An 11714-nucleotide genomic window follows, 5' to 3' on the forward strand; every position below is an offset into this window, starting at 1 on the left:
CTCTACAGTTGTCTTCTTTTAAGAGGACAGATAAAGAATATGTCAGATACAAAAAACAAGTGGCATGCCATCGCGCTCGTCGCAGGCATTCTGCTTATCGCCGTGAACCTGCGCGTTCCCTTTACCAGCATCGCGCCCGTTTTGCCGCTGATCCAGAATGATTTTGGCTTGAGCGCCTCAGCTCTAGGCCTGCTTACTTCACTGCCATTACTTGCCTTTGCAGCCTTCTCCCCGCTCAGCGCATCGGTCGCCCGCAGGTTCGGCATCGAGCGCACGCTTTTCGGTGCACTGTTGGTCATTTCAGCGGGCATCCTGCTCCGCTCCGCAGGCAGCGCATGGGTGTTGTACGCCGGTACGATATTGATAGGCACTGGGATCGCCCTGGGCAACGTGCTGCTGCCCGGCCTGATCAAACGCGACTTCTCGACAAAAATGGCGTCCATGACCGGCGCTTATTCCATCACCATGGGTGCAGCGGGCGCTGTCGGTTCAGCCGTAATAGTTCCGCTGACCCAATCATGGGGATGGCCGATTGCCCTGAGTTTGTTGGTCGCAGCCCCGTTGTTGGCGCTGGTGGTGTGGCTGCCGCAGTTGAAAAAACACGAACACGTAAATCTGTCAGGTCCGAAACAAGCGCCAACCGTGGCCGTCTGGCGTTCGCCGCTGGCATGGCAGGTCACACTGTTCATGGGGCTGAACGCGATGCCTTTTTATGTCGCCGTCGGCTGGCTGCCGACCATTCTGATGGACCATGGCATATCCCCGGAGCAAGCAGGCACGGTACACGGCACGCTTCAACTGACGACGGCCATTCCCGGCTTGATTCTGGCGGCCACGCTTCGTCGTCTCAAAGACCAGAAACTGGCAGCCGCTACCGTCAGCCTGTTAACCGCCTCATCCCTGATCGGGCTCATTTACGCGCCAGAATACGCCATGTTGTGGGCCGCGGTCCTGGGCTTCGGCTCTGGTGCCAGCATGATGCTCGGCCTGACCTTCATCGGCTTGCGCACAAAAAATGCCGGTGACACGGCGGCACTTTCAGGAATGGCGCAGTGCGTCGGCTACCTGATGGCAGCCGCAGGCCCCTTGCTGCTGGGCCAACTGCACGACTGGACCGGTGGCTGGACAGGACCGCTGCTGATCACAGCCGCAATCTCCGTAGCCGGAGCATTCACCGGCATGCTGGCCGGGCGCAACGTTCAACTTGAATCTGCTGAATCATCGTCGCGAACAAGCCCAGCAATCCAGTCAGCGAATGCGCTCACAGCTGGCGATAAAAAGCGCTGATGCGGGTATAGCAGGTGAACAGGAACCGATGCGGGCTGCCAGTCAGCAAGCACTTCGACCAGTCGCCCTTCTCGCAGATGCTCGCTGACCACGTTCTCAGCGAGCTGCACCAGCCCGAAGCCTTCAAGGCACATTTTGATGTAAAGCCCAGTCTCGTTGACGGCCGCTGTGCCGTTCACCGGGACTGAGATTTTTTCGGTACCACGGGCAAAGCGCATTTCACCTGCTTGCCTTGCGCGGCCCGAGAAGTAATGGATGGCCCGGTGGTGAGACAAATCTTGCGGATTTTGCGGAGTGCCGTTCTCTTCGAGATAGGCGGCAGACGCACAGGTTACCCAGCGAAACCGACCGAGTGGGCGCGCAACGAGCGTTGAGTCATCGAGCTCGCCTGTACGAATAACGCAATCGACACCCTCTTGAACCAGATCAACCTGCCGATCGTTGACGCCTATCATCAGGTAGATATCCGGGTAGCGCCTGTAGAAGTCTTGCAGGTTTGGCATGACGATGAAGTGTGCAATGCCACCCGGCATATCGACACGCAAACGCCCCTGTGGCCGTTTTACGGAATCCGTCAGGCTGGTCTCTGTGTGTTCGATCAGCTCCAATATTTCCCGGCATTGCGCCAGATATTGTGCGCCCTCAGAGGTCAGGCTGACCCGACGCGTTGTTCTGTTCAGCAGGCGTACCTGCAAGTACTTCTCAAGATTTTTAACGCTGCTGGTAACTGTGGAGGCCGGCAGAGAGAGCGTCTGCGCCGCCTGGATAAAGCTTCCTGCTTCAGCCACACGTACGAAAACCTGCATCGCTTGAATACGGTCCATGACTGTTAGCAGCCTCAAAGCAGTGATCGGGTAAAGTCGTTATTATTCGTAGATATTGAATAATAAAAACAGTTTAACCATCTTTTTCCCGCAGTATCGCATTGCGTACATTGCTTCCAACGAAATTTGAAGAGGTGTACAGAAAATGGCTGAATATAACCGCAGCATTGTGCAGGCCCCGACCGCTCAGGCCGCCCGCACCCTTATCCGCGGCGCCACTGTGCTGAGCATGGACGGTGATATCGGCAATCTGGCGCGCGGCGATATCCTTATCGAAGGCAGCACCATCACGGCCATAGGTGAAAACATCGAGGCCGGCGACGCTATGGTTATCGAGGCATCCGGCATGATTGCCATGCCCGGCATGGTCGATACGCATCGTCACTCCTGGGAGGGCCAACTGCGTCGAATCAATCCGAATGCCGAAACCCTGGAAGACTACTGCAACGCAACGCACTTCTCGTTCGCCAAATACTATCGCCCGGCTGACATGTATATTGGCAATCTACTGACTGCATTGGGGTGCATCGATGCGGGCATCACGACCGTGGTCGATAACTCGCACAACAGCCGCACCGGCGCGCACTCCGACGCCGCGGTCGAGGCGCTGCTCGATGCTGGTATCCGGTCTGTACACGCCTCCGGTGCGCCAGTTTCTGGTGAGTGGGACAAAGCCCACTGGCCCGGCAACCTGGAGCGTCTCCAGGGGAAATACGTCAAGAACGGTGACAACCCGCTGCTCTCGCTGGCGGTAATGGCGCAGCTGGAGCCTGAGCTATGGGCTGAGGCCCGGCGCTTGGGGCTGCCTATCATTACCGAATTCTTCGGCGGGGACATGGCAGCTGAGTTGGAGGGTTTGCATCGCGAGGGTCTGCTGCGCCCCGATAACATCTTCAACCACTGCACAGCGCTGCCGGACGCCGGCTGGAAAATCATTCGCGAGGCTGGCGTGCGGGTCAACGTATGCCCGCGTTCAGATGCCCACTACGGCATTGAAGATGGAATGTTCGCCATGCAGTCGGCCCAGCGTCACGGCATCAGCCCGGGGCTGAGTGTCGATAACGAAACCTCCTATAGCGGTGACATGTTCATGGAGATGCGGGTGGCGTTCTACCTGCAACGCGTCATGGGCATGCACCAGCAGCGCTGCTGCGGCGCAGAGCATCATCCGGTGACCCTGCCGGCTCATGGCCTGCTCAAAGCCGCCACTCTTGACGGCGCCACCTGTGCAGGATTGCAGGACAAAGTCGGCACCCTGACCCCCGGCAAACAGGCCGACCTGATCCTTATCAATGCGCAGGACATCAACCTTTACCCGTCGGGTAACGCATTCGGCACCGTGGTACACGCGGCCGAACGCAGCAATGTCGACACGGTCATGATTGGCGGGCGCATCGTCAAGCGCGGCGGCAAGGTGCTGGGCGTGGACAGCGAAAGGCTGCGTGCAGCAATCGACGAATCCCGTGAGCATCTGTTTGCTGCCGCAGGCTACCAGCCGGATATTTTTGCCGAGACATTCATGCCGCTTGAGTCAGCCAAGTAAGGAGGCGCGAAATGAACGCAGCTTACTACCTGCTGGCCATCGCCGCGGGGCTTGGCATTACCCTGCAGACCACGCTGAATGGTCAACTCGCTAAAGGTGTGGGTGGAGATTCCGTAGCGGCGGCGCTGTTCTCATTTACTGCCGGAGCGGTGTGCCTGGGCGTCTTTTCATTGATGCGTGGCGGGATAGTGGCCTCACTGGCGGCTATACCTGCCCAGCCCTGGTGGAGCCTGCTGGGCGGTCTGCTGGGTGCCGGTGCCTTGCTTAGTTATGTGGTGCTTGCGCCAAAAATCGGCCTGTCAGCCCTGCTGGGCCTCGCTATCGCAGGTCAGATTATCTCCTCACTGGTTATCGATCATTTCGGATTGATGGGGGCATCGGAAAGGCCGGTGTCTCTCATCAAGTTGGCCGGGTCGATGGTGATGCTCGCAGGACTGGCCATCGCCCTGTTCGGTGACAGGTGGTCAGCGCTTTTCTCCAACTGACTGCCTTGTTTGCCCCATCCTGTTTCGTAGGACGCAACCATGTTTAAAACCCTAAGCGGCACCACCAGTCTTCTTGGCGAGTGCCCTGTCTGGTGTGAAAGAACGGAACGCCTGTTCTGGACCGATATCCCTGGTTGCGAACTGCTTGCTCTGGACCCCGTGAGCGGTGAAGTACAGCACTGGCGAGTGCCCGAGCCGCTGGGGTCGTTCGCCCTTACGACCAATACAGACGTATTGCTAATGGGATTGGCCTCCTGCCTAGGTTATTACAACCTGAGTACTCTTCCCTTCACCAAAATTACCATCACGCCTGGAGTACCCGGAACCCGGGTCAATGATGGCCGCTGCGACCGTATGGGCAACTTTGTGTTTAGCACTATGGATGCCGGTGAGGCGGTGCAAACTATAGGGCGATTTCACCGGTTCAATGCCGCGACGCTCAAGACTGAAACGCTGGACCTTCCCGAAGTGGCGATCCCGAACAGCATCTGTTTTAGCCCGGACGGTTCCACCATGTATTACGCGGACTCCCTGCAAGGATGCATTTTCTGCTGCGATTACCCGTCGCTAGAAAACCAGCGTGTATTCACTACAGTCAACGGTCAGGGTGCTCCAGACGGTTCTTGTATTGATGCGCAGGGCTTTCTCTGGAATGCGGAATGGGGCGGTAGCAGAGTCGTGCGTTACGCGACTGACGGCAAAGTTGACAGCGTGATCGACTCCCCGTGTATTCAGACCACTTGTCCGGTGTTAGCGGGACTTGGTTATGAAACGCTTTACTGCACCAGCGCACGGATAGGGCTGGATAAGCCGGCAGATTTCGATGGCACGCTGATAAAAGCCGAAGCCGTTTTAGCTGCCGGATCCCCTGAAGAGCGATTTACAGGACGACTGCACTGAATAGTAGGTTCTAGCCTGTCGCGCCGTTCTGAATGCCAACTTGGTAGACGCGTATGAATGACCGCTTCTGGCCGATTGCCGCCTTTCGCGAAGAACATCTTGGGGTCGATTTTAGCCGGTCACAGAATGCAGAAATGGGCTATCAGCGACATCACCGTGTCGATCTTTTAGCTTGCTGAAACGTTTCATCCCATTTATAAAAATGGCACAACTCCAAGAAAGGCTGCCGCCATGACCCCGCTCAAACTTTTTGTTGCCATCAGCGCACTGTCCGCTGCCTCCCACGCCATGGCCTGGGATTACGTTCTGCTCGACACTGACAAAGCCGCGCAGGGCTGGCAGATCACCAGTCAGCAACTCGGAATAAAAACCGACAAACCCTTCAGCGTTACCTTGCGCACCTTGCACGGCGGTCGGCAGGAGGGCGTCAGCATCGTCGACATCGATAACGGCACGATGAAACTCTCGGTAGTGCCGACTCGCGGAATGAACGTCTTGCAGGCTTCAGTTGGCAATGTACGCATGGGCTGGGATTCGCCGGTCAAGGAAGTGGTCAATCCGTCTTTTATCGAACTCAATGGCCGCGGTGGTCTGGGCTGGTTGGAGGGTTTCAATGAGCTGGTCACCCGCTGTGGATACGAATGGGTCGGCCACCCCGGCGTCGACAACGGCGAACTGCTGACCCTGCACGGTCGAGCCGCCAACATTCCTGCGAATAAAGTCACGCTGCATATCGATGAAAAACCACCGTACGCCATTACCCTGCGCGGCGAGCTGAAAGAGCAGGCGTTCAAAAAGGTCGACTTCTCGGTCGCGACCGAACTGGTGACCGAACCCGGCAGCGTCGTGTTCGCCCTCAACGACACTCTGACCAACAACGGCGACTATCCGAAGGAATACCAAGCGCTGTATCACAGCAACTTCAGCACCCCGTTCCTGGAGCAGGGCGCTCGTTTCGCCGCGCCGGTGAAACAGGTGTCGCCGTTCAACGACAAGGCCAAGGACGATCTGCCCGACTGGCAAACCTACCGCGCACCGACCAGGGACTACGACGAAACGGTGTACAACGTGGTGCCGTATGCCGATGCCAAGGGCGATACGTTGACCGTGTTGCATAACAAGGCCGGCAGCCTGGGCGTTTCGGTCGGCTTCAATACCCAGACACTGCCCGTGTTTTCCCTGTGGAAAAACACCGACACCGAAGGCCAGGGCTACGTCACAGGGCTGGAGCCGGGGACAAGTTTTTCCTACAACCGCCGTTATCAGCGGCCACTGAATCTAGTACCGACAATTGGGCCCAAGGAACACAAGCAGTTCCGCATCAGCTATAGCTTGTTGGCGGATAAGGCGGCGGTGGATAGAGCCTTGAAGCAGGTTAGCGAGATTCAGGATGGGCGGGAGACTGAGGTGCGGCAGACGCCGTTGGTTGATCTTACCAAGGGGTGAAACGGGCTGGAGCATTGTTGGCCGATATTGCAGCCCCTCGGCCCTGTGTTCGCGTCTGATCCCGTCGGCTTGTTCAAGGTCCACCAGCGAGCGCGCGACCTTGAGCGGCGATGGGCTGCTCGCAACGATTCGGTCACTGTCCGCAGTTGGCCGAATCCTGCCAGCGCTAATAGTCCCATCAAGGCGATTGCACCCGATGAAATCCTGGAGAGAACTCTGCATCCCAACACGCGGTATCCTCGGCATTAGGTATTCTCCGCTGCGTGAAACAAGATCCTGGCCTGCGACGAACGACCGCCCGTCACAGCCCTTCGAGCAATCTTAAAAGCAGTGCATACGGAGACCTGCATGTTGATCGGCCATCGCTTCGAGCGCACCGCGCTGATCCGTGAGTAGAAACCAGAACACATGCGCACCCATCCCCACACGTTTACACTGGCGCTTTTACCCAAATCATCAGGGAAGAAATCGATGCCTACCGATCCGCTATGCCTGGTCTTCGTGCCCGCCCTCGTGGTCTTGCTCACCGCCGCCGAGAACAAAAAGGGCCTGCCGCTTACGGAGCTTGAGGTGTGTAATATCCGCGACCAAGCCACCTGTGTTGCGCTCACCTTCAGCACCGCGTTGGAGATGGAAGAACAGCGCGGTTATCCGGATATCGTTGCCGAAGACTGCTGGAATGAGTGGCAACGGGTGCGCCTCGATATTCAAACAAGCCCCCTCTAAAGCGTCGCCGCGACCGAAACGGCGCGACTCGCGCCCTCTACGAATGGAATCGATACCGTGAACAAAACCTTCTTATTGATGCTGCTATCAATCCCACTCTTTTCCGGATGTTCTACGGTCACAGGGCTTAAGTCCTATACCACCGCGTATAACGAACCACAGCCCGCCACGTCCAGCAGGCTAAGGGTCATCACTGATCAAACCGTCAGGCTGGTTCCCAACAGCCAATGCATTGACTGGCACTTACCCGACTCAGGAATAGTCAATTCAAGGTCCTTGGCGCCGTTGAACAATCACAAATTCAACGACAGGAGCCTTGGCATTCCAGGGGGCGGCGGCGTGCAAAATAGCGCCGAAGTTTATGTAAGCCCGAACATACCGATCACCCTGGTGTATGCAGGTGCTACGCGGAAATATCAGTGCGTCACCGGTCTCTATTTTGTGCCTGAGCCCGGCGCAGACTATGAATCCAGTTCAGAGCCGTGCGGGATTTGGATCAGCAAAATCGTCAAGAACGGCACAACGGGAGCTGTAAGCCGTGAACCTGTTACCAGCTACACCGCGAAGGCATGCCGTTAGTGATCGCCGCGTAGTTTCCAAAATCAGAAGCCGCCATCGGCATGGAGCGGCCTCTTGAAAATCGAGACTGGGGAATGGGCGCTCTCTTATGATTTTTACTAAGGCTTCGCGAGCGCTCAGTGACTGACTATCTAGGCCTGAAAGCTGTTTGCGAAGACCGCAAAAAATAACGCGGGGGCCCTCGCAAGCGAGCTTACGTTCAGCTATGAATGGGTAATGCCAACCCAAACAGTACAAAGAACCCACCGCAGACTTTATTGAACCGCCGCCCGGTTCGCGCCAACCACGGCCGGACTCGGTGCGCTGCGCTGGCCACCATGTATTCAACAAAAAACTCCACGACGGCGTAGGTCAGCGCGATGGCGGCCGTCTGCGCGATGAGGCTCCTGTGCGGGTCCAGGAACGGTGGAATAAACGCGGTGAACAGCAGCAATGCCTTAGGGTTTGATAGGGCCGATACCAGCCCTTGGCGGAACAGCGACCAGCGTCGCAGGCCTGTTTTACCGGGTGTATCAAGGCTGACGGGGGCTGAGCGCCATAGGCCGAACCCCAACCAGATCAGATAGAGCCCGCCGGCAATCTTCAACGCCATGAACCAGGTGGCCGAGGCCTGAATCAGTGCCCCCAGGCCCAACGCGCACAGTGTCAGCACCAGGGCAAAACCAAGCACGCCACCGCTGATGGTGAACAGTGTTCTGCGGCTGCCGTGGATCGCGCCATGGGTCAGTGCCAATAGCGCGTTCGGGCCTGGCACTACGGCAATGCCGCAGCAGGTAATCAGGTAGAGCAACCAGGTCTCGAATGGCATGATCAGGTCCGCAATGGCTGGGTTCAAGCCAGCATCTTGCGAATGAACTCGCTTCGTTAAAAGCGCATAATTCACGTCGCAGTCATTCGATTAACGAATAAAGGTACGTGCAATGTCCTCCAGCGATTTGCAGATCGATTGGCTCAAGTGCTTTGTGGCGGTGGTGGACGCCGGTTCGCTGTCGGGCGCGGCCCATGAGGTGAACCGATCGCAGTCCGCCGTGAGCATGCAGATGAAGAAACTCGAGGCCGCGCTGGGACGCTCCCTGTTGAACCGAGGCCCGCGGCACCTGCAACTCACGGATGACGGCCAGACGCTGCTGAGCTACGCCCGTCGCATGCTGGCGCTTCACGCCGAGACTCAGGCGGCTTTTCATGGTGAAGCGTTGACTGGCCGCATCCGGCTGGGTGTCGCGGAGGATTACGCGGCAAGGTACCTCACGCCGGTTCTGAAACGTTTTGCACCGCGTTACGCGGGGGTGGACATAGAACTGACCTGTGAACAGTCGACCGCACTGATCCCACGCTTGCGCAACGGCGACCTTGATCTGGCGCTGGTGTCCAGGGACTCGCCGCACAGCGGCACCTTTTTGTTCAAGGAGCCGATGGTGTGGGTGGGGTCGCCCCAGTTCGAGTTGTGGCGGCGCGACCCGGTGCCTATCGCCGTCTACGAAAGCGAGAGCCTAGCGCGACGGTATGCGGTGAATTCACTGGCGCAGCAGGGTCGCCAATTCAAGGTGGTGTACAACAGCTCCAGCTTGGCGGGCCAAGTGGCTGCCGTTGAAGGCGGACTCGCGATTGCCGCGATTACGCAGTGCACTGTGCAGCCGTCACTTCAGGTCTTGAGTAGCGAGCACGGCTTGGGGAATATCGAACCGATGGAGGTTTCGATTCTACGTAGCCGAGCGTCTCGTGGGTCCAAGGCGGTTAATAGTCTGCATGCGTTTATCATCAGTGCGCTTAGAGTTCAGGCGTAGGTTCTGGTAGACGGCCGTCAAAAAGGAGGTTCAGATCCTAATAGCGGGCTGGGGAGCGGGAGCGATACAGACGCTGCGGTTTACTGGGGGACCGAAGTGATACCTTCGTAACCCAGCGCGGGGCAAGCCCGCTCACTACAGAGGACGGCGTGGGCTTCAGAAGCTGCGTATCAACGAGCCGAACAGATCGCCTCGGGGCATTTTGCTCAACGGGATCTCGGCATTCTCGAACCATTCGCGCCCGGCCTCGGGATGCGGTCCGCTCAGCACCACCACGCCCTTCTCATAGGTATACCGCGCCGCCGCCACGTCGCCGTTGCGGTAGGTCGCAATGACCTCGTAGGGCACGGACGTATGGGCGCTGGGGAAGTAAGGACCGTCCTGGTAGAAAACATGGTCGACATTGCCCTTCCACGTGACCTGCACGGCGGCGTCGGCGATGCCGGACACTTCAAAGCCGGGGCGGCCAGCTTCGGAGTCGAGATCCAGGGGGATCAGGCCGAAGTTGCTGTCATCCGCCAGGTAGGCCCCCATGCACAAACCCAGGTAACGCCCACCGCCGGCGACATAGCCACGGATGGCATCGATGCGCGCATCACCCAGGCTGCGGAGCGCGCCGGGAATATCCTGACCACCGCCGGGTTGCACATAGAGGTCATAGCGCGCCAGGGTTTGCGGTGTGATATCGACCTGCTCATCGGCACCGACAAAGTCGATGTGATAACTGGGGTTGAGGCGGTGCAGGGCCTTTGCCACGTTTTCAGAGCAGTCATCGCAGCCTGCCGGGCCACGGTAGATGGCGACATGGGTGATGGGCGTCGCAGCCTCGGCCGGTGGCGCCAGCAAAAAGGCAAATGCAAACAATGTGGCGACGAGGGCGTGCTGATTCATGGCTGGGGGCTCTTATGGATACCCATAGCCTATAGCGGTCGCGTCATCCAATCCGTAAACAGTTGTAAACAATGTTCAGCGGAGGATAACGCGCAGCCGTGCCCTTCAAGCGAGCGGCCGCTATTCCTCTTCTGAAGCCTGGGACCAAAGGGTTCGTTGCAACAGCGATAAAGCTATTTTTTTACTGCCATCAGCACGTCAAACAGCAACTGTGCCACTGGCGATAGCGACGGTGTTGCTGGTCGGGATGATTGACCGAGACCTCTGGGCCGGACCACGTCGATGATAGACGTGGCCTGCCTCGTTTATTTCAATTTACTTGGCAAACGCATACTCCCCGCCCTGCTCCACCGCTTTGCGATAAGCAGGCCGCGCCTGGAATTTTTTCACCCACGCGGTCAGGTTCGGGTAGGCCTGCAACTTGCCCTGGGCCCCGGCAACTTCGCCGATAAAGCTCATCTGGATATCCGCGCCGCTCAATTCATTGCCGACCAGATAAGGCGTCTGCCCCAGCACGTCGTTCAAGTAACCCAAATAATTGGCCACTTCCGATTCGATACGCGGGTGCAACGGCGCGCCTGCGTCGCCGAGGCGGCCGACATAGAGGTTGAGCATCAACGGCAGCATGGCCGAGCCTTCGGCGAAGTGCAGCCATTGCACGTAGCTGTCGTAGGTGGCGCTGGCCGGATCCGGTTGCAGGCGGCCCTGGCCGTGGTGGCGGATCAGGTAGTCAATGATGGCGGCAGATTCGATCAGTACCTGGCCACCGTCTTCGATTACCGGGGATTTGCCCAGCGGATGGATGGCCTTGAGCTCAGGCGGCGCGAGGTTGGTTTTGGGGTCGCGCTGGTAGCGCTTGATTTCGTAGGGCAGGCCGAGCTCTTCGAGCAGCCACAGGATGCGTTGCGAGCGTGAGTTATTGAGGTGGTGGACGATGATCATTGAATGCTCCGCTGGGCGACAGGGTGTCTTGGAAACAGACTACGCCAGCGCCCGGGAGTGCCGACAATTAAATTTCTGGGTGTCGAGGTGGCGTGTGGCTGTGCGGGCCGTTGGCCACGGCAAAACGGCTCTGGAACACAAAGCGCGCCCACTCGGGTTGCGCATCCACGCACTGGCGGATGGCAGCGGCGTTGATTGGTCAACCGCTGGGGACAAGATCGTGCCGGTGGATATTTTCGATGAGGGCGACGTAAAGGTGTTCACCGCGAAGATCACCATGAATGTGAAGATCGCCTGAGGCCATGGC

Annotated in this window: 12 protein-coding genes and 2 pseudogenes; 9 read left to right on the top strand and 5 right to left on the bottom strand. The window is 58.1% G+C overall.

The annotated features are described in order from the left end of the window. The first annotated feature begins 39 nt into the window (after positions 1–39). Positions 40–1287: an MFS transporter gene (locus AB4O35_RS25035; RefSeq protein WP_065881602.1), complete on the top strand. Its 1248-nt coding sequence runs from the start codon at positions 40–42 to the stop codon at positions 1285–1287. Here AB4O35_RS25035 and AB4O35_RS25040 read toward each other — a convergent pair. Further along, positions 1200–2111 (bottom strand): LysR family transcriptional regulator, encoded by a 912-nt coding sequence (locus AB4O35_RS25040; RefSeq protein ID WP_015371104.1) that lies wholly within the window; start codon positions 2109–2111, stop codon positions 1200–1202. The two genes, AB4O35_RS25035 and AB4O35_RS25040, sit on opposite strands and share 88 nt — an antisense overlap. Positions 2112–2256: 145 nt before the next feature. Between AB4O35_RS25040 and AB4O35_RS25045 the strand changes: the two genes are divergently transcribed. The 4 genes from AB4O35_RS25045 (at position 2257) to AB4O35_RS25060 (ending at position 6485) form a co-directional block, all read left to right on the top strand. Next, positions 2257–3654 carry an amidohydrolase family protein gene (locus AB4O35_RS25045; protein WP_053139078.1) on the top strand — a complete coding sequence of 466 codons (1398 nt, stop codon included), beginning with the start codon at positions 2257–2259 and terminating at the stop codon, positions 3652–3654. An 11-nt stretch (positions 3655–3665) separates the two neighbouring features. Next, the gene (locus AB4O35_RS25050; protein WP_015371102.1) at positions 3666–4139 is read left to right on the top strand and encodes a DMT family transporter; all 474 of its coding nucleotides are present in this window, start codon (positions 3666–3668) and stop codon (positions 4137–4139) included. 39 nt (positions 4140–4178) lie between these two features. Further along, positions 4179–5039 carry an SMP-30/gluconolactonase/LRE family protein gene (locus tag AB4O35_RS25055; protein ID WP_065876150.1) on the top strand — a complete coding sequence of 287 codons (861 nt, stop codon included), beginning with the start codon at positions 4179–4181 and terminating at the stop codon, positions 5037–5039. A gap of 231 nt (positions 5040–5270) precedes the next feature. Then, the gene (locus tag AB4O35_RS25060; RefSeq protein WP_065874200.1) at positions 5271–6485 is read left to right on the top strand and encodes an aldose 1-epimerase family protein; all 1215 of its coding nucleotides are present in this window, start codon (positions 5271–5273) and stop codon (positions 6483–6485) included. Between the two features lie 9 nt (positions 6486–6494). Here AB4O35_RS25060 and AB4O35_RS25065 read toward each other — a convergent pair. Continuing rightward, positions 6495–6613, bottom strand: a pseudogene (locus AB4O35_RS25065) (magnesium chelatase subunit ChlI family protein); the annotation flags it as partial. Between the two features lie 343 nt (positions 6614–6956). Here AB4O35_RS25065 and AB4O35_RS25070 point away from each other — a divergent pair. Together AB4O35_RS25070 and AB4O35_RS25075 are read left to right on the top strand one after the other, a co-directional pair. Next, positions 6957–7211, top strand: a complete 255-nt coding sequence (locus AB4O35_RS25070; RefSeq protein ID WP_065874201.1) for a hypothetical protein — start codon at positions 6957–6959, stop codon at positions 7209–7211. Positions 7212–7268: 57 nt separating this feature from the next. Next, the gene (locus AB4O35_RS25075; RefSeq protein WP_065874202.1) at positions 7269–7790 is read left to right on the top strand and encodes a hypothetical protein; all 522 of its coding nucleotides are present in this window, start codon (positions 7269–7271) and stop codon (positions 7788–7790) included. A 199-nt stretch (positions 7791–7989) separates the two neighbouring features. On the opposite strand, the gene AB4O35_RS25080 is transcribed toward AB4O35_RS25075, so the two are convergent. Further along, positions 7990–8598 carry a LysE family translocator gene (locus tag AB4O35_RS25080; protein ID WP_065946217.1) on the bottom strand — a complete coding sequence of 203 codons (609 nt, stop codon included), beginning with the start codon at positions 8596–8598 and terminating at the stop codon, positions 7990–7992. 112 nt (positions 8599–8710) lie between these two features. Between AB4O35_RS25080 and AB4O35_RS25085 the strand changes: the two genes are divergently transcribed. Next, a complete protein-coding gene (locus AB4O35_RS25085) occupies positions 8711–9574 on the top strand; it encodes a LysR family transcriptional regulator (protein WP_065874203.1) in 864 nt (287 codons plus the stop codon). Positions 9575–9730: 156 nt separating this feature from the next. Here the strand turns inward: AB4O35_RS25085 and AB4O35_RS25090 are convergent, their stop codons facing one another. Continuing rightward, positions 9731–10465: a BPL-N domain-containing protein gene (locus AB4O35_RS25090; protein WP_460149347.1), complete on the bottom strand. Its 735-nt coding sequence runs from the start codon at positions 10463–10465 to the stop codon at positions 9731–9733. A 315-nt stretch (positions 10466–10780) separates the two neighbouring features. After that, positions 10781–11407 carry a glutathione S-transferase family protein gene (locus tag AB4O35_RS25095; RefSeq protein ID WP_065890397.1) on the bottom strand — a complete coding sequence of 209 codons (627 nt, stop codon included), beginning with the start codon at positions 11405–11407 and terminating at the stop codon, positions 10781–10783. 163 nt (positions 11408–11570) lie between these two features. On the opposite strand from AB4O35_RS25095, the pseudogene AB4O35_RS25100 reads away from it, so the two are divergent. Next, positions 11571–11705 (top strand): annotated as a pseudogene (locus AB4O35_RS25100) (DUF4442 domain-containing protein); the annotation flags it as partial. Positions 11706–11714 lie beyond the last annotated feature (9 nt).

This window comes from Pseudomonas sp. H1_A03 (assembly GCF_054685145.1).

Bases quoted from the DNA above. Each gene is read 5' to 3' on its own strand.
- AB4O35_RS25035 (WP_065881602.1), top strand. From the start codon at position 40: ATGTCAGATACAAAAAACAAGTGGCATGCCATCGCGCTCGTCGCAGGC.
- AB4O35_RS25040 (WP_015371104.1), bottom strand. From the start codon at position 2,111: ATGGACCGTATTCAAGCGATGCAGGTTTTCGTACGTGTGGCTGAAGCA.
- AB4O35_RS25045 (WP_053139078.1), top strand. From the start codon at position 2,257: ATGGCTGAATATAACCGCAGCATTGTGCAGGCCCCGACCGCTCAGGCC.
- AB4O35_RS25050 (WP_015371102.1), top strand. From the start codon at position 3,666: ATGAACGCAGCTTACTACCTGCTGGCCATCGCCGCGGGGCTTGGCATT.
- AB4O35_RS25055 (WP_065876150.1), top strand. From the start codon at position 4,179: ATGTTTAAAACCCTAAGCGGCACCACCAGTCTTCTTGGCGAGTGCCCT.
- AB4O35_RS25060 (WP_065874200.1), top strand. From the start codon at position 5,271: ATGACCCCGCTCAAACTTTTTGTTGCCATCAGCGCACTGTCCGCTGCC.
- AB4O35_RS25070 (WP_065874201.1), top strand. From the start codon at position 6,957: ATGCCTACCGATCCGCTATGCCTGGTCTTCGTGCCCGCCCTCGTGGTC.
- AB4O35_RS25080 (WP_065946217.1), bottom strand. From the start codon at position 8,598: ATGCCATTCGAGACCTGGTTGCTCTACCTGATTACCTGCTGCGGCATT.
- AB4O35_RS25085 (WP_065874203.1), top strand. From the start codon at position 8,711: ATGTCCTCCAGCGATTTGCAGATCGATTGGCTCAAGTGCTTTGTGGCG.
- AB4O35_RS25090 (WP_460149347.1), bottom strand. From the start codon at position 10,465: ATGAATCAGCACGCCCTCGTCGCCACATTGTTTGCATTTGCCTTTTTG.
- AB4O35_RS25095 (WP_065890397.1), bottom strand. From the start codon at position 11,407: ATGATCATCGTCCACCACCTCAATAACTCACGCTCGCAACGCATCCTG.